The organism is Micromonospora sp. CPCC 206061, from assembly GCF_036906915.1.
Lineage (GTDB): Bacteria > Actinomycetota > Actinomycetes > Mycobacteriales > Micromonosporaceae > Phytohabitans.
In genome coordinates this window covers 1-22,226 of the sequence record NZ_JBAKHX010000038.1, presented here as the reverse complement: position 1 = coordinate 22,226, position 22,226 = coordinate 1, and the positions used below count along the sequence as shown (strand labels likewise).

General features: G+C 70.2%; 18 protein-coding genes and 1 tRNA gene. 10 read left to right on the top strand and 9 right to left on the bottom strand.

The window, feature by feature from the left end:
* Positions 1-105 precede the first annotated feature (105 nt).
* On the bottom strand, positions 106-2,121 hold the full coding sequence (locus V6V89_RS23860; protein WP_334621516.1) for a DUF1800 domain-containing protein: 2,016 nt from the start codon (positions 2,119-2,121) through the stop codon (positions 106-108).
* 335 nt (positions 2,122-2,456) lie between these two features.
* On the opposite strand from V6V89_RS23860, the gene V6V89_RS23855 reads away from it, so the two are divergent.
* Together V6V89_RS23855 and V6V89_RS23850 are read left to right on the top strand one after the other, a co-directional pair.
* Positions 2,457-2,711 (top strand): DUF3040 domain-containing protein, encoded by a 255-nt coding sequence (locus V6V89_RS23855; RefSeq protein WP_334621515.1) that lies wholly within the window; start codon positions 2,457-2,459, stop codon positions 2,709-2,711.
* Positions 2,708-3,160 (top strand): DUF6098 family protein, encoded by a 453-nt coding sequence (locus V6V89_RS23850; RefSeq protein WP_334621514.1) that lies wholly within the window; start codon positions 2,708-2,710, stop codon positions 3,158-3,160. Before V6V89_RS23855 ends, V6V89_RS23850 begins: the two co-directional genes overlap by 4 nt.
* A 129-nt stretch (positions 3,161-3,289) precedes the next feature.
* Here the strand turns inward: V6V89_RS23850 and V6V89_RS23845 are convergent, their stop codons facing one another.
* From V6V89_RS23845 to V6V89_RS23815, 7 genes are all read right to left on the bottom strand, one after another.
* Positions 3,290-3,886: a hemerythrin domain-containing protein gene (locus V6V89_RS23845; protein ID WP_334621513.1), complete on the bottom strand. Its 597-nt coding sequence runs from the start codon at positions 3,884-3,886 to the stop codon at positions 3,290-3,292.
* An 85-nt stretch (positions 3,887-3,971) separates the two neighbouring features.
* Positions 3,972-4,046: transfer RNA gene (locus V6V89_RS23840), tRNA-Val, on the bottom strand.
* Between the two features lie 87 nt (positions 4,047-4,133).
* The gene (locus tag V6V89_RS23835) at positions 4,134-4,598 is read right to left on the bottom strand and encodes a peroxiredoxin (RefSeq protein ID WP_334621512.1); all 465 of its coding nucleotides are present in this window, start codon (positions 4,596-4,598) and stop codon (positions 4,134-4,136) included.
* Between the two features lie 87 nt (positions 4,599-4,685).
* Entirely contained in the window at positions 4,686-5,123 is a 438-nt protein-coding gene (locus V6V89_RS23830; protein ID WP_334621511.1) for a DUF3052 domain-containing protein, read from the bottom strand.
* Positions 5,124-5,232: 109 nt separating this feature from the next.
* Positions 5,233-7,581, bottom strand: a complete 2,349-nt coding sequence (locus V6V89_RS23825; RefSeq protein ID WP_334621510.1) for a thiamine pyrophosphate-dependent enzyme — start codon at positions 7,579-7,581, stop codon at positions 5,233-5,235.
* Between the two features lie 995 nt (positions 7,582-8,576).
* Positions 8,577-8,975 carry a hypothetical protein gene (locus V6V89_RS23820; RefSeq protein WP_334621509.1) on the bottom strand — a complete coding sequence of 133 codons (399 nt, stop codon included), beginning with the start codon at positions 8,973-8,975 and terminating at the stop codon, positions 8,577-8,579.
* Positions 8,976-9,167: 192 nt separating this feature from the next.
* Entirely contained in the window at positions 9,168-9,827 is a 660-nt protein-coding gene (locus V6V89_RS23815; RefSeq protein ID WP_334621508.1) for a DUF6766 family protein, read from the bottom strand.
* A 151-nt stretch (positions 9,828-9,978) separates the two neighbouring features.
* Between V6V89_RS23815 and V6V89_RS23810 the strand changes: the two genes are divergently transcribed.
* The gene (locus V6V89_RS23810) at positions 9,979-11,622 is read left to right on the top strand and encodes an alkaline phosphatase D family protein (protein ID WP_334621507.1); all 1,644 of its coding nucleotides are present in this window, start codon (positions 9,979-9,981) and stop codon (positions 11,620-11,622) included.
* 3 nt (positions 11,623-11,625) lie between these two features.
* Here V6V89_RS23810 and V6V89_RS23805 read toward each other — a convergent pair whose 3' ends face one another.
* Positions 11,626-13,200: a mucoidy inhibitor MuiA family protein gene (locus V6V89_RS23805; RefSeq protein WP_334621506.1), complete on the bottom strand. Its 1,575-nt coding sequence runs from the start codon at positions 13,198-13,200 to the stop codon at positions 11,626-11,628.
* A gap of 21 nt (positions 13,201-13,221) precedes the next feature.
* On the opposite strand from V6V89_RS23805, the gene V6V89_RS23800 reads away from it, so the two are divergent.
* The 7 genes from V6V89_RS23800 to V6V89_RS23770 all read left to right on the top strand — a co-directional run bounded on the left by V6V89_RS23800 (position 13,222) and on the right by V6V89_RS23770 (position 22,159).
* Positions 13,222-13,626: a YjbQ family protein gene (locus V6V89_RS23800; protein ID WP_334621505.1), complete on the top strand. Its 405-nt coding sequence runs from the start codon at positions 13,222-13,224 to the stop codon at positions 13,624-13,626.
* A 129-nt stretch (positions 13,627-13,755) separates the two neighbouring features.
* A complete protein-coding gene (gene aceE / locus V6V89_RS23795; RefSeq protein WP_334621503.1) occupies positions 13,756-16,530 on the top strand; it encodes a pyruvate dehydrogenase (acetyl-transferring), homodimeric type in 2,775 nt (924 codons plus the stop codon).
* Positions 16,531-16,593: 63 nt separating this feature from the next.
* Complete coding sequence (locus V6V89_RS23790) at positions 16,594-17,046, top strand: hypothetical protein (protein WP_334621501.1); 453 nt, start codon at positions 16,594-16,596, stop codon at positions 17,044-17,046.
* A gap of 41 nt (positions 17,047-17,087) precedes the next feature.
* Entirely contained in the window at positions 17,088-18,377 is a 1,290-nt protein-coding gene (locus tag V6V89_RS23785) for a GH1 family beta-glucosidase (RefSeq protein WP_334621500.1), read from the top strand.
* On the top strand, positions 18,374-19,645 hold the full coding sequence (locus V6V89_RS23780; RefSeq protein ID WP_334621498.1) for an MFS transporter: 1,272 nt from the start codon (positions 18,374-18,376) through the stop codon (positions 19,643-19,645). The genes V6V89_RS23785 and V6V89_RS23780 overlap by 4 nt, the downstream gene beginning before the upstream one ends.
* Positions 19,642-21,051, top strand: a complete 1,410-nt coding sequence (gene gltX / locus V6V89_RS23775) for a glutamate--tRNA ligase (protein WP_334621496.1) — start codon at positions 19,642-19,644, stop codon at positions 21,049-21,051. The genes V6V89_RS23780 and gltX overlap by 4 nt, the downstream gene beginning before the upstream one ends.
* Positions 21,052-21,502: 451 nt before the next feature.
* On the top strand, positions 21,503-22,159 hold the full coding sequence (locus V6V89_RS23770; protein WP_334621495.1) for a hypothetical protein: 657 nt from the start codon (positions 21,503-21,505) through the stop codon (positions 22,157-22,159).
* The last annotated feature ends 67 nt before the right edge of the window (positions 22,160-22,226 follow it).

The window sequence follows — 22,226 nt, the reverse complement described above, 5'->3', positions numbered from 1 at the left end:
CGCGGGCCACGAACGCAGCGACCGTAGCGACCGGCGGCTACAGGGAGGCTTTGGGGCGCATGACCCGCGCGAGCGCAGGCGAGCGCCAGTTAGCTCGGACATGACCTACCTCAGGTGGTGTTGGGGTGAGGCGAGGATCGCACGCGCGATGGGGACTATGGCGCCGTTCAGCGTCGGGTCGACCGGCGTATCGGGGGTGAGGCCGGCGATGCCGAGGATCAGGACACGCTCCCGGATGCTGATCGACTGGAAGACGAGCCGCTTCGCGAGGGCCTCCAGGTACGGGCCGGCGGTGGCCGGCGCCGCGCCGGCGAGCTGCTCCGGTTTGACGTATGTGAACATCGACCGCCGGCCGACGATGGCGTCGCCCGCCTCGTTCCAGCAGTTCACAATGGACCCGGCCGACGTCCAGGCGACGAAGACGTCCGGGTACCCGCCGGGCGTCGGCGCGCCCATCGGGTACTGGCCCAGCTCTTCCAGTTTCTGCTGGAGCTGCCGGAGCCCGTCGGCGAACGGCGTGCGGCCGCCGCTGTCCGGCCCCGGCTGGTATCCGGCCGGCGTCCGGTGTGACACCCCGAGCGCCCGGTAGGTGGCGATGACGTACTCCAACGGCCGGCGCACCTTCTGCCCCACGGACGCCCAGAACTCCGACGAGCTCAGCAGTTCCATGAGCACCGGCTTGATCCGGCCACGGTTGACCGTGTAGCTCTTCGCCAGCCGGTCTACAAGGGACTTCGGCGGCGTGTCGGAGACGAAGCGGGTGGCGAGGCTGGCGGCGATCGCCCGCGCGGTCGCCGGGTGGCTGGCGAGGAAACGCAGGTACTCCTCGGTGGCGCGCTCGCCACCGGCGGCCGAGCCGTTCGGGTGCGAGAAGCCCATGATCTTCACGGGGCCGACGTGGTGGTCGCCCGACCGGTACGCGTACTGGTCGCCCTTGACGCCGTGGCCGGTCTGGAGCAGCGCCGCCTGCCGCACGTCGTTCTCGGTGTATCCGCCGTCGACGCCCACCGAGAACTGCTCCAGGTTTTCCCGCGCGAGGTTCTCGTTGACGCGATCCTTTGTGGACGCGTTCTGCCCGAGGTAGGTGAGCAGTGCCGGGTGCTGGTTGGCGGCCACCAGCATGTCCGGGTAGTTGTCGAGGGCGTACCGCCGGATCACGTCGCGGTCGAACGACGCCCGCTGCACCTGCGAGCCCTCGTAGAACGCGGGCACGTGCAGGAAGTCGTTCCAGAAGTCGACCATGACCTCGAAGAGCTGCCGGTCAGACCAGATCTGCCGGGCGATGGTCGCCTGCACGGCCTCCTCGTCGGCCCGGATGCCCTTCGCCTCGTGGTCGGCGCGCGCCGCCCGCAGTTGCGGGATCGTCATGCCCAGCGTGGTGAGCTCGGCGAGCTTCTTCTCGGCCGGCGTCTCCGCGATCCGCTCCGGAGCGAGCTGCACCTCGATCCACTCGTCGATGCCGAGCTGGTTGATCTCCTCGATGACCTTCGGCGTGGGGCCGAACGTCAACCGGCTGGCGAGGTGCCGGGCCGGGTCGTTGGACAGCACGGTGTCGACGGTGACCTTCGTGGCGTTCGCCGCGATCGCGGGACTGGAGAACCGGCGGCCGCCGGCGGGCGCGTTCTTCTTCAGCGCGTCGCCGGCCTTGGAGCCCATGTACGACTCGTTCTGCTCCGGGTAGGTGCGCACGGTGCTCGGCTGCTGGCCCGACGGACGGTCGGGCACGACACCCGCACCCGTGCCGGCGCCACCGCCGGTCGCCTGGCTGCGCCCGAGTACCCAGTCGACGACGCGACCACCCTTCTGGGTGCGCGTGGCGGCGGTACCGGCGATCAGCGTGCCGAGCGCGAGCAGCGCGCTGCGGCGCCCGACCTTGCTCGGTGGTACCTCGCGCGGCGCGCGGCGCGCGCGTTCCGGCTTGCGTGCCGGCTCCGCCCTGCGCGCCGGCTCCGCCCTGCGCGCTGGCTCCGCTGGGGCCCGGTGACGCGGTGGCGGCGGCTGGTACGGGCGGTAGTGATGGGAGTGGGGCTTGCGGGTTGTGCTGTCAGCGGTGGAGACGACCTGACTCTCCCACCGACCTTCCTCGTACGGTCGGCGGCGTGGCACATTCCGGTCAGCCATGTACCGTCCCGATTCTCTTCCCACTGCGGCGATACGGGACGGTAGTTAACCTTCTTCATCGGCTCAAGACGCCCACGAGGGGTCACCTGTAACGCTTAAGCCGGTGTTGCACCCCGCCACCCTCCGGCGGCTCCCGCGACGTAGCGGCGGAGCAGCACAAATCGACCCGTACGACCCAACGTCGATGACGTTGTTACGGATGACCACCACAGCGAGATTTAAGGTTCAGCTAAGAGTGCCGCGAGGTAGACCCTCACCGATATGGCACATGCCCTCGCATATCGCGCCCGTACGTGGGGTATTTCAGGCCCAACACCGGGTGGAAGGGCCGCGCCATGATCAGCGGAGACGAACAGCGTCGGCTGGACGAGATCGCGCAGCAACTGCGCACGACCGACCCCGAGTTCTTCGCCCGGATGGGCGTCGGAGACCAGGGTCGGCGGCGATGGGGGTCGACGCTGGTCGCCGTCGCCGTGCTGCTCTGGGCCGCCGTGCCGGCATTCGCGTACGCCGGTGGCTGGCTCGGGGCAAGCGTGTGCACGGTACTGATCGTGGTCGCCGGCACACTGGCGATCACGGGCAGCCGATGACCGATCTTCCGACTATCGACACGCTCCACGAGCTGGCGGCGCTCGTCGAGAAGGAAGACTCGGACCTGTACGTCCGATGGTCGAAGGGGCCGGGCGCCGACCTGACCGACCCCGATGAGCAGACCAGCCGCGACGCGCTCACCGGCGTGCCCCTGCCCGGCCTCTCCGCGAATCCGCTCGCCGTCGAGCGGTGGTGGGGCGACCGGCCGGTGCTGCTGTGGGTGGCGCGCCGGCTGTACGACTACCGGCACCTTCGGGAGCTGCGCGGTCCCGGCGTACGGCCATGGGTGCTGGCCGGTGAGGAGATCGGCCGCGGACCTGACAACGAGCCACTGGTCCGCTGCCGCCGCCCGATCGCCTGGATCGCCGAACGCGCCCTCACGGAGTCCGAACACCTGATCAACGCCCAACACTCCGACGAGTGGGGCCCGCTGGACCGCCGCACGTAGCCTTCACCAAGCTCGATGCCCGCGACCGCGTCCACCTGGTGATCATCGCGTACGAGAACGGCCTGGTCTGACGATCGAGCGAGGCGCCCCTCGCGTCGTTGCGAGAGGCGCCCCGATCACCCAGGAGGGTCAGCCGGCCTTGCGCACCGCCTCCGCCAGTTCCTCCTTGGTCATCTTCGAGCGGCCCGGCACGTCGGCCTCCTTGGCCTGCTCGTACAGCTCCTCTTTACTCATATCGGCACTCGTACCGGCGCCACCCTGGCCGGGTGGCCCGTCGAGGAATCCGTGCTCGGTCAGCACCGCCAGCCGCCGCTCCTCGAACGCCGCGCCCAACTCCACCAGGCGGTCCGCGCCGACCGATTTGGTCAGCGCCGGGAGGATCTTGGTTTCCTCCTCCTCGACGTGGTGCTTCACGGCCTCGATGAACTCGTCGAGAGTGCTCTCGAACTCCGCACTCTTCGGGTCCATCTCCTCCAGCTTGTGCATCAGCTGCTCGGCTTCGTGGTGCTCCTCCACGCCGTGATACACCTCGCCCTGCTCGGGCGGGTCCGCCTTGACGATCGCGGGGTACACCCGCTCCTCCTCGGCCCACGAGTGGGCGGACAGCCGGGCAACGCACTCCTTCAACAGGGCTGCGCGGTCACCCTTCCGCGACTTCATCTGATCGAACAACCGCTCCATCACCCGGTGGTCGTTCTTGATCAAGGTCACCGCATCGGACGCCATCGTCCCCTCCTCGCAACCTCCAGCAATGGCGGGGTTGGGGATACCCGATGGCGGGTGCGGCAAACCGGCACCGCGGCAGGATTGATGGTGGGCGCGGCAGGTTTCGAACCTGCGACCCCTCGCTTGTAAGGCGAGTGCTCTTCCACTGAGCTACGCGCCCGCACGCACGTCAGCCGGCGGCGGCAAGCTTACCTTGCCGTCACCGACCGCCACGCGCAAGCCAGATCATGCGGCCGAAGCCGCCGGATCACGCCGTCAGCTCGGCCAGCGCCTTCCGCCAGGCGACCTGGTCACGGGCCTCTCCGGGCATGTTCTGCTCGGCGAACCGCACCACGCCGGCCTTGTCGATGATGAAGGTGCCCCTGTTGGCGAAGCCACGCTCGGCGTTGAATACCCCGTACGCCTGCGCCACCGCACCGTGCGGCCAGAAGTCGGACAGCAGAGGAAACTCGAAGCCCTCCCGCTCGGCCCACACCTTGTGGCTGTAGACGGAGTCGACGCTGACGGTCAGCACCTGGACCTCGTCGTTGACGTACTCGTTGAGGTTGTCGCGCACCTCGCACAGCTCACCCTGGCAGGTGCCCGTGAAGGCCAGCGGGTAGAACACCAGGAGCACGTGCTGGCGCTCCCGGTAGTCGCGAAGCCGCACCTCCTGGTTGTTTTGGTCGCGCAGCAGGAAGTCGGGCGCCTCCGCGCCCACCTCGATCGGCATGAAGAAGCCTTTCTCTCACCCAGGTTTCCCGCACACGACGATAGACCGGCGGCGGAGCGCGCCGCCGGCCGGGACAGGGTGGCTCGGCTACTTCTTCGAACGGGCGGCGCGGGGCAGCACCAGCCTGGCGGCACTCCAGTCTCGGCCCGCGTTGACCGTCGAGGTCTGCTGTAGTCCGGCCGTGGGTGCGACCTCACTGATGTCACTCGGCTCGACGTGACCAGGCCGTCCGGCCTTGGGCGTCAGCAGCCACACCACACCGTTGTCGGCGAGCGGGTGCAGGGCGTCGACGAGCAGCTCGAAAAGGTCACCGTCGCCTTCGCGGTACCACACCAGCACCGCGTCGACGACCTCGTCCGTGTCTTCGTCGACCAGCTCCCCGCAGCGGTCGGTCAGGGCGTCGCGGAGATCCTGGTCGACGTCATCGTCGTACCCCATCTCCATGACCACCATCCCCGGCTCGATGCCGAACCGGTCCGCCAGGCTCCGAACGCCGTCGGCGGCCTGACCAGCGGTCGCGCTCACTGTCGCGTGCCTCCTCATCTCAACACTCCCGACGCCTGCCGACGTCGATAGCGCGTAGTCCACACAGTTGTGCCCTCGTGCGCAAGTGGCGCACCGAGTGGAAGGGAATTTACCGCGCCAACAGCGCCCGGGCACCCTGGGTGATGGCATCTTCCGTGACCAGAACGTGCCGAGCCGCCGGCCCAAGCGGGATGAACGAGTCAACCGAGGCGATACGACGCGCCGAGCCCACGTATCCTCCGTCGACCAGGGCTGCGACAACGCCCTCACCGACCCCGCCGGAACGCCTCGTCTCGTCGACGACCAGCACCCGGCCGGTGGCGGCGGACTCCCGGACGATGTCGGCCACTGGCAGCGGCGACAGCCAGCGCAGGTCGACCACGCGCGAGCCGACGCCCTCACTGGCGAGCCGGGCGGCCACCCGCAGCGACATCCGAACGCCGTTTCCGAACGTGATGATCGTCAGGTCTTCGGCGGAGCCCACCCCGTATACCCGGGCCCGCCCGACGGGGACGTGGCCGGCGGCCCACTCGCCCGGCGGCAGGTAGGGCGCCAGCCACTCACCGTCGCCGTCCGCGTACAGGTCGCGCGTGTGGTACAGCGCGATCGGCTCCAAGAAGACGCAGACGCTGCCGTCGACCGCCGCGCTGGCAAGGCACGACCTGAGCATCGGCGCGGCATCGTCGGCCCGCGCCGGCACCGCGACCACAAGACCAGGAACATCCCGCAGTACTGCCACCGAATTGTCGTTGTGGAAGTGCCCGCCGAAGCCCTCCTGGTACGCCAGCCCGGCGATCCGCACCACCATCGGGTTGCGGTAGGCGCCCCGGGAGAAGAACTGCATCGTGGCCGCCTCGCCGCGCAGCTGGTCCTCGGCGTTGTGCAGGTACGCCAGGTACTGGATCTCCGGGACCGGCAGCATCCCGGCCAGCCCGGTGCCCAGCGCGAGCCCCAGGATGGAGGTCTCGTCGAGCAGCGTGTCGAACACCCGGGACGCTCCGAATCTGTCCCGCAGCCCCTTCGTCACCCCGTACACGCCGCCCTTGAGCGCCACGTCCTCGCCGAAGACCGCCATCCCCGAATGGGTGACCATGCCGTCGGCGAGCCCCGCGTTGATCGTTTGGGCGAGGGTGAGCGGGCCCGCCTCCTCGGGCAGGTTGTCGCCGAACCCGGCAGCCCGCGCCGCGGCCCCCGGCCCAAGGGCGCGGCTGGAAGCGTCGGCGATGGCACGGGCCACCCGCACGGGCCGGCGCGGCGCCAGCGGCGCGACGATCTCCGCCGCCCCGTCGAGCTTGGGCTCGCCCAGCACCTCCTCGGCCACCTTGCGAACCTGCCAGCCCACCTCGTCGTACCGGGAGATCAGCTCATCGGGTGTCGCCAGGCCAGCCTCGACGAGCAATTGCCCGGTGGCGACCAGCGGGTCCCGAACGAGGTCCGCCTGGATCTCGGCGGGCGTCCGGTACGCGGTCTCCACATCGGCACCCGCGTGCCCCATGAGGCGCACCATGCGCAGATGAAGTACCGCGGGACGGCGGTGCCGGCGTACCCAGGCGGCAGCCTCCGTGGCCGCGTCGTAGGTGGCAGCGGCGTCGCAACCGTCCGCCGTGAAGTATTTGAGGCCTGGCCGCGACCGCAGTGCGGTCGCCACCCAGCCGGCGGGCGATCGGACACTGATCCCGATGCCGTTGTCTTCGCAGACGAACAGCGCCGGCAGGCGCAGGCCGGAGTGATCGCACCAGCCTGCCGTGTTGAAGGCCGCCGTCGCCGCGGCATGGTTGATCGACGCGTCGCCGAACGAACAGACCACGATCGCGTCGGCCGGCCACGGCGACTGGCCGTCGAGCTGCGGGCGCTGCAGCCGGCCCGGCGCGCCCGTGCGCCGCAGCCGCTCGATCGCGAACGCCACGCCCACCGCACGCGGCAGGTGCGAAGCGACGGTGGACGTGGCCGGAATCACGTGCAAGTCCGCGCTTCCGAAGACCTTGTGACGGCCGCCGGCGATCGGTTCCTCCGCCGACGCGATCACACCCCGCAGCACGTCACGCGCCGCGTCTCCCAGCGGGTCCGCGTCACCATTTCTGGGTACCGTGTGCCGGCCCGGCTCGCCATCGCCGCTCGCCTGGACCGCGCGGGCGCAGTAGAACCCGCCCGACCGGTAGTGCAGCAGCGCGGGGTCGGTCGGGCGGAGCGCGGCGGCGACGGCGGCGTTCCCTTCGTGGCCGGCCGAGCCGATCGTGTAGTACCCCTCACCGAAGCTGCGCAGCCAACGCGCCGCCAGATCCAGGTGCCGGCTGGTGAGCTGGGCGTCGAAGAGCCCGAGCGCCGCGTCGCCGGTGAGCGCCGTGCCGTCACGCACCGGCCCGTCCGGCGGTCGCGCCCCCGCCGACGGTGCCAGAGCGCTGATCGCCTCCCGGAACCGTTCGTCCAGATCTTGAGGGGTGGTCACGGACCACAGCATTACCGACTCGCGCCACCCGCGACCACCCACCCCGTCCCATCCCCCTTTGCCCGTCCGCCGACCGTTGTCCACTTTCCGCACCCACCGTCCACCCTTCCCTTCGTCGATCAAGGGCAAACGCACGCGGTTTGATCTCATTTCCACGTGCATTTGCCCTTGATCGACGCGGTTCTCCTTGATCGACGTCGCTGGGCTGGCAGGGACGGCACCATGCCAGCGACGGGGCAGCGCGGCGAAGACCACAGGGGACGGCCACAGGGGACGGCCACAGGGGACGGCCACAGGGGACTGGACGCAGGGAAGGCGCCAGAACCGCGCCGCGCGGCGCAGCAACAAGGCACGGCGCCCGCCGAGCGGCACGGCGCGGCACCCGCCGAGCAGCCCCCGCACAACGTCCGCCGAGCAACCCCGCGCAGCGTCCGCCGAGCGCCCCCGCACAACGTCCGCCGAGCAACCCCGCGCAGCGTCCGCCGAGCGCCCCCGCACAACGTCCGCCGAGCAACCCCGCGCAGCGTCCGCCGAGCGCCCCCGCACAACGTCCGCCGAGCAACCCCGCGCAGCGTCCGCCGAGCGCCCCCGCACAACGTCCGCCGAGCAGCCCCGCGTAGCGTCCGCCGAGCAGCCCCGCGCAGCGCCCGCCGAGCAGCCCCGCGCAGCGCCCGCCGAGCAGCGCCGGAACGGCGTCCGCCGAGCAACCCCACGCAGCCTCCGCCGAGCGGCCGGCACAGCGTCCGCGCGGCCTGCGCGACCCCGGCGGCGGCCGTACCGATCCGCCAAGGCCGCGATCAAGGGGAATCGCATGGATCAAGGGCAAACGCACGCGGTTTTGAGATCAAACCACGTGCGTTTGCCCTTGATCGACGGACCGAGCCCGGGCCCGGCCGGGCCCGGCCATCCGGGCCGGGCCGCAGGCCCGGGCGGACAGGCCCGGGACGGGTGGACGGGACGGGCGGGTGAAGCGACGGGTGGGTGGGGGGGTGGGTGGGTGCGTGCGGTCAGTCGGAGGGTGGTGGCTCGCAGGCCAGGCCGTCGCTGTCGGCGTCGAGGCCGTGCGGGTCGTCGTTCGGGTCGATCGGGAACGGCGTGTTCTCGAAGTCGACGCAGTCGAGGTCCGCGCCGGCTGGTTCTGGCGGGCCAGCGAAGCCTTCGGGCACTTCGAAAGCGCCAGCCAGGGACTGTTCCTCCGCCTCGTCGGTGAGGGCGAGTGGTTCTTCGGCGAACTGCGTGGCGGCGGGTTCGACCGGTGTCTCCGGCAGCGGCGCTGCTGACGGCATCACAACGGCATCGGAGGCGAGCCGGAGCGCTGGTGCGCTCGTATCCATGGCGGTGGCGAGGCCGAGCGTGAGGCCCAGTCCGGCTACCGCCGTGAACCATGGATGCTTGAGTGCGAACATGCGAATTATTCTCAAGTCGCCTGCGCGGGGGTTTGGGAGGAACGCAGGAAATGCTCCGTCGGCGTCGATCAGTGCCGCATAATCCGGGCCGCACGCGCCGCGCAGCAGTACCGCCGCGATCAGGGCCACGCTCGCGCCGAACCCGTACCGTGCGCGACCACCTCGGCCCACACACCCAAGCAGGTCACCCGGCTACTCGCCGGTGTGCGCGTGTGAGGCGGTGACCGGTTTCGACTGCGGCGAGCCGTGCTGGCGGAGCACGACGCTCAGCACGATCAGCGCGCCGACGGCGAGGAACTCGCTCTGCCAGTTCTGCATGGACTGGAACCAGAAGTCGCTCGTGGTCAGGAACGTCCACGCGCTGATGGGCGCGGCACCACTTTCCAGGGCCTGTTGCTCGTTGTATTCGGCGGTGCCGCCGAGCAGATGCAGCATGAACGACAGCACGAAGAGGCCGAGCAGCGCGATGGAGAGGCTGTTGCGGTACAGCACCTGTTGCCAGCCGTGGCGCCGGGCCAGGGTGGGTGACCCGGGATGGGCCTTGTCGGGGTAGTCCTCGGCGCGGTCCTTCTGGTCGATCGGTTTGGACTCCGGCGAGCCGCGCTGCACAAGGTACGCGGTGAGCAGCACATACGCGCCCATCTGGAGAAACTCGGACTCCCAGTTCTCGAACGTGGCCTCGACGAAGTGTCCGGTGCCCAGGTAGGCCCAGTAGCTGTCGGCGGCCTGGCCGTACTGGGCGAGTTCTTCGTTGCGCACATGCCACCCGAAGACGCTCTGCAGCAGGATGAAGATCAGGAACACCCCGAACATCACCAGTGCCAGGCTGTTGAACCAGACCCACTTCCTCATGAACGACTACTTCCCCGGCGCGCCGCTTCTCATACGTCTGCGCCGGTAACCAACTGTTACCGTCACGTTCAACATCAAGATCCATCAGCGGCACGGGGGCTCGCGAGGCTTCCCCAGGTTGGTGCACGTCAAGACCCTGGGGAGGTACTCGATGGCAGTCTCTCGACGGACGCTGATCGTCGGTGGCGCGGTAGGCGCGGCGGTCGCCGCGCTGCCAGCCGGAGCCGCGGTCGCGTCGTACTCCGGTCCACTTCGGACCGATCCGTTCACTCTCGGTGTCGCCTCTGGTGACCCCGACCATGACGGGTTCGTGCTCTGGACCCGCCTCGCACTCGAACCGCTCGCCGAGGACGGCCTCGGCGGCATGCCCACCCGGCCGGTCAGCGTCGGGTGGGAACTCTCCCTCGACGAACGATTCCGGTACGTCGTGCGCCGCGGCGTCGCGGTCGCTCGGCCTGAGTCGGCGCACAGCGTCCACATCGAACTGAACGGCTTGTTGCCCGGACGCGAATACTTCTACCGGTTCCGCGCCGAGAAGCACGTGTCACCGGTCGGCCGCACCCGCACCGCACCCGCACCGTGGGCGTCCGGCGGCGCGCTGGCGATGGCGTTCGTGTCGTGCTCGCAGTTCGAGCACGGCTACTTCACCGCGTACCGGCGGCTCGCCGAGGACGAGCCGGAGCTGATCCTGCACCTCGGCGACTACCAGTACGAGTATGCGAAGGACACATACAACATCCCGGGCGGCAACCCGCGCGACCACGAGGGCCCGGAGACCCGCACGCTCGCCAACTACCGGCAGCGGCACGCGCAGTACAAGGCGGATGCCGACCTGCAGGCCGCGCACGCCGTCGCGCCGTGGCTCGTGGTGTGGGACGACCACGAGATCGAAAACAACTGGGCCGACGAGGTGCCCGAGCAGCCCGACCCCGACTTCCTCGCCCGGCGGGCGGCGGCGTTCCAGGCGTACTACGAGAACATGCCGCTGCGCCGCTCGTCGGTGCCGCACGGCATCGACATGCAGCTGTACCGGCGCCTGCACTGGGGACGGTTGGCGACGTTCCACATGCTCGACACCCGGCAGTACCGCGACGACCAGGGCTGCGGCGACGGATACAAGGACTGCCCGGCCGCGGTCGACCCCGCCCGCTCGATCACCGGCGCGAAGCAGGAGGCGTGGCTGCTCGACGGCTTCCGCCGCTCATCGGCCCGGTGGGACATCATCGGGCAGCAGGTCTTCTTCGCACAGCGGGACAACAACGCCGGCCCCGCGAAGGTGACCAGCCAGGACGCCTGGGACGGGTACGTGGCGTCGCGGGAGCGGATCACGCGGGGCTGGCTGGCCGCCGGGGTGCGCAACCCGATCGTGCTCACCGGCGACGTGCACGCACACTGGGCGAGCGACCTCAAGCTCGACTACGACGACCCGACGTCACGAACGGTCGGTGCCGAGCTGGTGTGCTCGTCGATCACGTCGGGCGGCAACGGGGCCGACTCGGACCCGGCGACACACCCGTTCCTGACGATCAACCCCCACCTGCGGTTCTACAACAACCAGCGCGGGTACGTGGTGACGAAGGTGACGCGGGAGCGGCTCGACGCCGACTTCAAGGTGCTGCCGTACGTGACGACGCCGGACGCGCCGGCGTACACGCGGGCGTCGTACGCGATCGAGGACCGCGTGCCGGGCCTGCACCAGACGTACTCGCGCCCCCTCGACCCGGCCCCGTCCGCGTCGCTGCGGTCGGCTCCGTCCATCCCGGACACCGCGGAGTGGGAGACCGCCCGCCCGTAGGCCCTACTCGCGCCAGCCTGCCATCTCCACGCCTCTTGCGAGTTCGACCCGCAGGCCCATCGCCACCTCCTTGGTGTCGCCGGGCTCGAGCTCAAGCTTCCAGGTCAGGACCCCCAGCTCCGTGCGCTCCACGGGGCTGGGGTCGACCCGGAACGCCCGCACCGTGATGCCCTCGTCCCGGGACACCGGGATCTGGTCGAGCACGGTCACGCGGGCCGGCCGGGGCGTGTGGTTGGCGACCGTCGTCCGGTACTCGACCTCGCGCCGCCGGGTCGCGCCGAGCGCCGCCTTGGTGGCAGTGCGCCGGATCAGCTTGCGTTCGACTCGGATGCGGTCGTCGAGCCCGAGCGCCAGCTCGACCTCTTCGCCGGGTGCCCAGGTCTCCAGCACCGTGACGCCCACGAAGTCGGCACCGTGGAAGACCGAGGCCCGCCCGGGCAGCAGCGTGTGCGGCGAGCCGTTGACCACGGTCGCCCGCAGGTGGGCGTCGGGCGAGATGGCCGGTGCGGTCACGTAGTCGAGCTGCACCGACAGCTCCAGCACCGCGACCGTGGCCCGGTGCGCGCCCCCGTCGGCCGGCACCGCGACCGGGTGCTCGGGCCGGTAGGTGGCCGCCGCGACGCCCTGCTCGACGACGCTCGCGCTCTCCTCGACAGCGACGGCGGCGTTGGCCTCCACGGAGTCCATCGCGAGGGCCGCGCCGAAGGCGGCGCCGGGCGCCGCCGGCATCGGCGCACGTGCCCTAGACGCCGCGACGGCGCGCGCCACCGGCAGTGGGCGGAGCCGGTCGAGGTACCAGGGCTCCAGCTCGGGCACGGTCGTGGTGGTCGCCGGGCGGGCGGTGGAGAGCACCAGCTCGCACTCCGGCCAGTCTTCGCCGGTGCGCTGGGTGACCAGCCCGAACCAGGTGACCGCCAGCCGCTCGTCGTCGAGGCGCAGGTCGTACGTCGACTCCCAGCCGGCTCCGTCCACCACGTAAGACAGTTCCAACTCGACGGCCTCTCCGGCGGCGACCTGGAGCGTCACGGCGGCGACCAGCTCGTCCGGTACCCGCTTGCCGGCGATCTGGGCCAGGCGGCGCTCGATGGCGGCCTTCTGCTTGCCGGTCTCGTTGGAGCGCAGCGCCAGCTCGCGCTGCCGGGCCTTGGTCGCCGTCAACTGCTCGGCGATGGAGTCGGCGAAGGCGGCGACGGCGGCCGGATCGGTGTCCCCCGCGGCGAGCGAGCGGGCGTACGTGCCGCCGGCGCGCTGGGCGAGCGTGGTGAGGAACTCGGCGCGCTGCTCTTCGACGGCGGACGCGTCGGCGAGGCCACCCAACTCGGTGGTGAGCGCCTGGCGCTGGTCTTCCAGCTCGGTCGCGGTCGCGTCGGTGGGCCGGGCCTGGTGCCGGGTGACCACATCGACGCCGAGCACGGTGGCGGGCCCGTGGCCGCCGACCCGGAGGGAGTCGCGGTGCAGGCCGAGCGGCAGCGGTCCGATGTGGACCACGGCGGTGCCCACGGGCAGGTCGACCTTGCCGCGCCTAGTTACCCGGGCGCGGTCGGGATACACAGTCACTGCCACGATCGGGGCGTCCACGCCGTCCAAGATACTGGCGGGATGCACACAGAGGTGATCACAGTACGAACTGGCACGCGTCCGGTCGTCCGGGACATTACACGCGAAGCGGCTGCGTTCGTCGAGGGCAAGGGCGACGGGCTGCTGCACGTCTTCGTCCCGCACGCCACCGCCGGAGTCGCGATCATCGAGACCGGCGCCGGCTCCGACGACGACCTGCTCACCGCGATCGACGACGTGCTGCCCACCGACGACAGGTGGCGGCACCGGCACGGTTCGCGGGGGCACGGACGCGATCACGTACTGCCAGCGTTCGTCGCGCCGTACGCGACCCTGCCGGTGATCGGCGGGCAGATCGCGCTCGGCACGTGGCAGTCGATCTGCCTGGTCGACCCCAATGGCGACAACTCGACGCGGCAGGTGCGGTTCTCGTTGATCGAGGGATAACAGGTTGTTACCGGCGGGTACATGTGTCGCGCGTCGCGTCTGCGTGCGCTAGGCGTGACGGAACCACTTCAGACGGGGCAGGATGGAGCTTTAAGAGACCTATCCCACACAAGATATGAGGGAGCGCCTGTGGCTACGGAACGCAGTGCAGGGCAGACACCCCGCCGCCCCGCCCAGCGCCCGGTGATCAGCGACGGCCTGCCGAGCCAGCTTCTCGACATCGATCCCGAGGAAACCCACGAGTGGATCGAGTCGCTCGACGGCGTCATCGACGAGCGCGGCGCCAAACGCGCCCGCTACATCATGCTGAGCCTTCTGGAGCGTGCCCGTGAGCGCCAGGTCGGGGTGCCGCCCCTGACCACCACGGACTACATCAACACGATCCCGCCGGAGCGCGAGCCGTGGTTCCCCGGTGACGAGTTCGTCGAGCGCCGCATCCGGGCCTACATTCGCTGGAACGCGGCCATGCTCGTGCACCGCGCGCAGCGTCCGGAGATCGGCGTCGGCGGGCACATCTCGACGTACGCGAGCGCCGCGTCCCTCTACGAGGTGGGCATGAACCACTTCTTCCGGGGCAAGAACCACCCCGGCGGCGGCGACCACATCTTCTTCCAGGGCCACGCCTCCCCCGGCATGTACGCCCGCGCGTACCTGGAGGGGCGCCTCGGCGAGGACCGGCTCGACGGGTTCCGGCAGGAGCTGTCGCACGCCGGGCCGGGCGGTGGCCTGCCCAGCTACCCGCACCCGCGGCTGATGCCGGACTTCTGGGAGTTCCCGACGGTCTCCATGGGCCTCGGCCCGCTGAACGCGATCTACCAGGCCCGCTTCAACCGGTACCTGCACCACCGGGGCATCAAGGACACCTCTGACCAGCACGTATGGGCGTTCCTCGGTGACGGTGAGATGGACGAGGTCGAGTCGCTCGGCGCGATCGGCCTGGCCGCCCGCGAAGAGCTCGACAACCTCACCTTCGTGATCAACTGCAATCTCCAGCGGCTCGACGGCCCGGTACGCGGCAACGGCAAGGTCATCCAGGAGCTGGAGTCGTTCTTCCGCGGCGCCGGGTGGAACGTGATCAAGGTGATCTGGGGCCGCGAGTGGGACCCGCTGCTCGCCGCCGACACCGACGGCGCACTGGTCAACCTCATGAACACCACGCCCGACGGCGACTACCAGACCTACAAGGCGGAATCGGGCGCATTCGTCCGCGAGCACTTCTTCGGCCGTGACCCGCGCACCCGCAAGATGGTCGAGCAGATGTCCGACGAGGAGATCTGGAACCTCAAGCGTGGCGGCCACGACTACCGCAAGCTGTACGCGGCGTACCAGGCGGCCACGACGCACACCGGTCAGCCGACCGTGATCCTCGCCAAGACGATCAAGGGCTGGACGCTCGGCTCGCACTTCGAGGGCCGCAACGCCACCCACCAGATGAAGAAGCTGACGCTCGACGACCTCAAGTCGTTCCGCGACCGGCTGTATCTGGACATTCCCGACTCGGCGCTGGAGTCCAACCCGTACCTGCCGCCGTACTTCCACCCCGGTGAGAAGTCCGACGAGATCCAGTACCTGCGGGAGCGGCGCGAGCAGCTCGGTGGCTACCTGCCGTCGCGGCGCACCACCACGATCCCGCTGGCCATCCCGTCGCAGGAGCGCTTCGCCGACGTCAAGCGAGGCTCCGGCAAGCAGAAGATCGCCACGACGATGGCCTTCGTCCGGCTCCTCAAGGACCTGATGAAGGACAAGGACTTCGGCAAGCGGTGGGTGCCGATCATCCCGGACGAGGCGCGCACGTTCGGCATGGACTCGCTCTTCCCGACGCAGAAGATCTACTCGCCGCACGGGCAGAACTACACGTCCGTCGACCGGGAGCTGTTCCTGTCGTACAAGGAGGCGACCACCGGGCAGATCCTGCACGAGGGCATCAACGAGGCCGGCTCGGTCGCGTCGTTCACGGCCGCCGGCACGGCGTACGCCACGCACGGCGAGCCGATGATCCCGCTGTACATCTTCTATTCGATGTTCGGGTTCCAGCGCACCGGTGACGGGTTCTGGGCGGCGGCCGACCAGATGGCGCGCGGCTTCGTGCTCGGTGCCACGGCCGGGCGCACCACGCTCAACGGCGAGGGCCTCCAGCACGAAGACGGCCACAGTCACCTGCTCGCGGCCACCAACCCGGCCGTGGTGGCGTACGACCCGGCGTTCGCGTTCGAGATCGCGCACATCGTCGAAGACGGCCTGCACCGGATGTACGGCGACAACCAGGAAGCGATCTTCTACTACCTGACGATCTACAACGAGCCGATCCTGCAGCCGGCCGAGCCCGCCGACGTCGATGTCGACGGCATCAAGCGGGGCATCTACCGGTACTCGGCGGCTCCCGAGATCGAGGGCCCGCGCGCGCAGATCCTCGCCTCGGGCACCGGCATGCAGTGGGCGCTCAAGGCGCAGCAGCTGCTCGCGCAGGACTGGGGCGTGGCGGCGGACGTCTGGTCGGTCACCTCGTGGACCGAGCTGCGCCGCGACGCGATCCGTGCCGAGGAGCACAGCCTGCTGCACCCGGGCACGCCGCCGAAGACGCCATACATCACGGCCAAGCTGGCCGAGGCGCCCGGGCCGGTGGTGGCGGTCAGCGACTGGATGCGGGCCGTACCCGACCAGATCTCGCGCTGGGTTCCCGGTGACTACACCTCGCTCGGCACTGACGGGTTCGGTCTGTCCGACACCCGGCACGCGCTGCGCCGGCACTTCCACGTCGACGCCGAGTCGGTGGCGGTGGCGACGCTCCGCCAGCTGGCGGTGCGCGGCGAGGTGGCGCCCTCGGTACCGGCCGAGGCGGCGAAGAAGTACGCGATCGACGACGTAACGGCGGCGCCCGTCGGCGAGACCGGCGGCGACTCCTAGCCCTTCGGTCCCCGCGCGGCGCTCGGGATCCCGGGTGCCGCGCGGGGCAGGCAGAATCGCTGGATGTACTTCAACCGGCACGAGTTCGGCGCGGTCGTCGACCTCGTGCGCGGTGTGGCGAGCGCGTACGACCCCGGCGAGTACGGCGACGGCGTCGAGGTGAGGATCGAGGCGCCCGCCCCCACATTTCTGCGCGACATCTTCGGCGCCGACCCGGCCAGCGCGCACATCGCGGTGACCAAGCCGGGCGGCGAGGTCGCGTTCCCCTTTCACGTGCGGCTGGTCAGCGACCAGGGCGGCGACGCGGGGCGCCGGGTGCCGCGCCGTCCGGGCTGGGCGTCCAGCAACTCGGCGGGTCTGGCGTTCATCATGCAGAAGGCGCGGCCGGACGGCGCCTTCGACTGGGTCGACCTCGTGGCGGGGACGATCGAAGCACTCACCGCGCTTCGCACGGATGCCCCCGACACGGGCTGGCGGGCGACCGTGGACAGGACGGTATTCCGCGCGTACTGGTAAGCCGCTACAGTGCGAGGAACTTTCACGTTCAGGAGCGGCGCATGCGGTTTCCCGAGGGCTTCACCTGGGGCGTCTCGACCTCCTCGTACCAGATCGAGGGCGCGGTCAAGGAGGGCGGCCGCGGCACGTCCATCTGGGATACGTTCACCCAGCAGGGCGGGCGGGCCACCGGCGACGAAGCCTGCGACCACTACCACCGGTACGCCGAAGACGTCGGCCTCATGGCCGACCTGGGCATCGACGCCTACCGGTTCTCGGTTTCCTGGCCGCGCATCCAGCCGGAGGGGAAGGGTCCGGCCAGCAGTGTCAATCAAGAGGGCGTCGCCTTCTACGACCGCCTCGTCGACGCGCTCCTCGAACGCGGCATCGACCCGGTGCTCACGCTCTTCCACTGGGACCTCCCACAGGCCCTGGAGGACCAGGGCGGCTGGCTCAACCGCGACACCGCGCACCGGTTCGCCGAGTACGCCGACCTGGTCGGAGCCGCGCTGGGCGACCGGGTCAAGCTGTGGATCACGCTCAATGAGCCGTTCATCCACATGACCCTCGGGTACGCCACCGGCGAGCACGCCCCAGGCCACGCGCTCCTGTTCGGCGCGCTGCCGGCCGCGCACCACCAGCTCCTCGGGCACGGCCTCGCGGTACAGGCGCTGCGGGCCCGCACGACCAGCCCGATCACCATCGCCAACAACTACTCCCCCGCCTGGCCGCAGGGGGGTACCGACGCCGACCTGGCCGCCGCGGCGACGTACCACGCGCTGCACAACCGCATGTTCACCGATCCGCTGCTCGGCCGCGGCTACCCGAAGCTCGCGTACGAGGCCATCGACCTGCGGGACGGCGACCTCGACGTCATCGCCAGCCCCATCGACTTCCTCGGCGTGAACTACTACAACCCCACCGGTGTGCAAGCGCCCCTGCCCGGCGCGCCGCTCCCGTTCGACCTCGTGGCCCTCGACGGGTACCCGACCACCGACTTCGGCTGGCCGGTGGTCCCGGACGGCCTGCGCGACCTGCTCGTCGGCCTCCTCACCGACTACGGCGACGCGCTCCCGCCGATCTACATCACGGAGAGCGGCTGCGCGTACGAGGGCGTCGAGGACCCGCAGCGGGTGGCCTACCTGGACGGCCACATCGCGGCGGTCAACGCGGCCATGACGGCCGGGGTGGATGTGCGCGGGTACTTCGTCTGGTCGCTGCTGGACAACTTCGAGTGGGCCGAGGGATACACGAAGCGGTTCGGGCTCGTGCACGTCGACTTCGACACGCAGGTGCGCACGCCGAAGACCTCGTTCGCCTGGTACAGAGACCTCATCCGGGCATCGAGATGACTGCCTTCACGCCCACGCCGGTGCCGGCCGCACTGGCCGAGCCGACGGTGCGCGTCGACCGTTCCTGGATCGCGCTGATCTTCTGCGCGAACCTGGGCCTGTGGATGGCGTTCTTCACGCCGATCCAGATCCTGCTGCCGCAGCAGATCGAGGCGATCGACGCGAGCAACAAGGAGACCATGCTGGCCTGGGTCACCGGGTTCGGCGCCCTGGCCGCCGTACTCGCCAACCCCATCTCCGGGGCGCTCTCCGACCGCACGTGCGTCAGGATCGGCGGTCGCGAGTTCGGTCGGCGGCACATCTGGACCGCCGGCGGCGCCATCGCCGGCGCCGCCGCGCTGGTGCTGCTGGCGCAGCAGCACACGATCCTCGGCGTCGCGCTCGCCTGGGTCGCGGCGCAGGTCTGCCTCAACGCCATGCTCGCCTCGCTCACCGCGGGGGTTCCTGACCGGGTACCGGTCAACCAGCGCGCCGCCGTGGCCGGCTGGGTGGGTATCCCGCAGGCGCTCGGCCTGGTCGTCGGCGCGGTGCTGGTGACCGCCGTGGTCACCGGCAACGCCAACGGGTACATGGCGATGGCGGTCGCGCTGCTGGTGCTGGCGCTGCCGTTCGCCCTGCGTACCGCCGACGACCCGCTGCCGCGCGAACACCGGACGCCGCTGCGGCCGCGCGACCTCGCCGCCGGCCTGTGGGTCAGCCCCCGCAAGTACCCGGACTTCGCCTGGGCGTGGGGCACCCGCTTCCTCGTACAGCTCGGCAATGCGCTCGGCACCCTGTACCTGCTGTTCTTCCTCAAGGACAAGGTGCATTACGCCAACCCAGAAGACGGGTTGCTGGTGCTGATCCTGCTGTACACGGCCGGCATGATGGCCACCGCGGTGGTCTCCGGCAAGCTGTCGGACCGCTCGGGTCGCCGCAAGATCTTCGTCATCTGGTCCGGTGTGATCATGGCGGTGGCGGCGCTGCTGCTCGCCGCCTGGCCCACGTGGACCACCGCGCTCGTCGCGGCGGTCCTACTCGGCGCCGGATACGGCGTGTACCTGGCCGTCGACGCGGCGCTGATCACGCAGGTGCTGCCGGCGGCGACCAACCGGGCCAAGGACCTCGGCGTCATCAACATCGCGAACTCGGCCCCGCAGGTGCTCGGGCCAGCCATCTCCGCACCGATCGTGGTGTACCTCGGCGGCTATCCCACCCTGTACGCGGTCACCGCCGCGGTCACCCTGCTCGGCTCGGCGCTCGTGGTGCGGATACGCTCGGTCCCGTGACCGTACGCGTACGCTTCGCCCCTTCCCCGACCGGTATGTTCCACGTCGGAGGCGCCCGCTCGGCCCTCCAGAACTGGATCTACGCCAAGCAGCACGCCGGTGTGTTCGTGTTGCGCGTCGAGGACACTGACGCGGCGCGCAACCGGCCAGAGTGGACCGAGGGCATCCTCACCGCGCTCGACTGGATCGGCATCGAGCGTGGAAGCTACGAAGGCCCCTACTTCCAGTCCGCCAACGCGGGCGAGCACCGCGCCGCCGCCACGAGGCTGTCCGCCGACGGCCGCGCGTACTACTGCGACTGCGCCCGCGAAGACGTGCAGGCCCGCACAGGCTCGCAGTACCAGGGGTACGACGGGTTCTGCCGCGACCGGGGACTCACCGAGGGACCCGGACGGGCCCTGCGGTTCCGCACGCCCGACGAGGGCGCCACGGTCGTCGTCGACCTGATCCGTGGCGAGCCCACATTCGAAAACAAGCTGATCGAAGACTTCGTCATCGCCCGGGGCGACGGCTCTCCGGTCTTCCTCCTCGCCAACGTGGTCGACGACATCACGATGGGCATCACCCACGTGATCCGCGCCGAGGAGCACCTGCCCAACACGCCCAAGCAGCAGATGCTGTGGGCGGCTCTCGGCGTGAAGCCGCCGGTGTGGGCGCACGTGCCGGTCGTCGTCAACGAAAAGCGCCAGAAGCTGTCGAAGCGGCGTGACAAGGTGGCCCTGGAGGCGTATCGCGACGAGGGCTACCTCGCCGACACGATGCGCAACTACCTGATGCTGCTGGGCTGGGCGCCGAGCGGCGACCGCGAGATCGTGCCGTGGTCGGTCATCGAGTCGGAGTTCCGGCTGGAGGAGGTCAACCCCTCGCCGGCGTTCTTCGACGAGAAGAAACTGCGTGCGTTCAACGGCGAGTACATCCGCGCGCTTTCCGTCGGCGACTTCATCGCCGCCTGCCAGCCGTGGTTGACGGGTACAGCCACCATCCCGCCGCCGCCGTGGGAGCCGGCCGATTTCGACGCCGGCGCGTTCGCGGCGGTGGCGCCACTCGCGCAGACCCGCATCGCGGTAATGAGCGAGATCGTGCCGAACGTCGACTTCCTCTTCCTCCCCAGCCCCGAGATCGACGAGGCGTCGTGGGCCAAGGCGATGAAGGACGGCGCCGGCGAGCTGCTCGACGCGGCAGCCGCCGCGTTCAAGGCCCTGCCCTCGTGGGACGCGGTGACCTTGAAGGAGGCGCTGGAGGCGGTCGGCCTGTCCCGCGGCCTGAAGCTCGGCAAGGCGCAGGCTCCGGTACGGGTAGCGGTGACCGGCCGCAGTGTGGGCCTCCCCCTTTTCGAATCCCTGGAAGTGCTGGGCCGCGACCGCACCCTGACCCGCATCCGCGCCGCACGCCTCCGCCTCCCATAACCACGCCCGCACCCCGCACGGCCGCCCCCGCACGCGCGTCGCGGCCGCACCCCCGCACGGCCGCACCCCCGCACGGCCGCACCCCCGCACGGCCGCACCCCGCACGCGCTTCGCGCCCACGCCCGCCCCCGTCGATCAAGGGCAAACGCACATGCTTTGATCTCCGATCCGCGTGCATTTGCCCTTGATCGATGGGATCTTCCTTGATCGGCGCACCCGTACGCGGCAACGGCCGACCGCACCTTGAAACCGACCCCCCACGCGTCGCTTCCTACGGTTACGATCAGCGGCCAGCGATGACCTGGCTTTTCTCGGTCGCGGCTCGCAGATAGTTGCAAAAACGTTGTCTCCGGGTGCAACCGCAAGCGGTTCGGCGGAGTCTTTTGGGTAACACGGATGTGATTTCGGGGACCGACGCGCGGGACCATCCGTCAACGGCGGGAGGATGGGCATGGGCGCACGGGTGAGCCGGCGGTGGCTGCTGAATGGCGCTCTGCTGGCAATGTTCGCGGCGCCTCAGCTACTCACCTCACCCGCGTCCGCGGCGCCGGCCAACACACCCACCGCGGTCACGATCGCCGGTGACGGGATGACCCAGCCGATCACCGTCCCGGCCGCGGACAAGCCCGAGCTGTTCAACGCCGTGCTGGGCCAGGTGAGCTGGCTGAAAGGCAAGGGCCAGTCCAGCTCGCCGAAGCCTGACAAGCTCGGTCCGAAGTACACGGTCACGGTGCTCGTGGGCGACGCTGCCAAGCAGACGTACGACCTGTACCCGCTGGCGACGGGCGGGCCTCGCGCGTTCCGGCCGGCCAAGCAGCCCGATAAGAAGCTCAAGACGACGGCGGCCTGGTTCTACGGCCGCCTCACCATGTCGGAGACGCTACGCGCGGCCGGCGTGCCGCTGCCCGAGCAGCCCGAAACGCTGCACGGCGGCGGTGTCGGCGGCGGCGACCGGGTGTTCGACGACGACACGCTCAACCCGGGCCGCGACATCGACAAGCTCCTGACCGACCTACGCCAGATGCTGCTGTTGAACGGCGCCGTCGTGGTGATCATCACCCTCGGCCTGGCCGGCATCGCCCTCCTGGTCCGCCGCCGCACCCGCTAGGCCCGCGCGCCCACCCCTCCCACGCCACGCCGCGCCGCCCACGCCACGCCGCGCCGCCCGCGCCGCG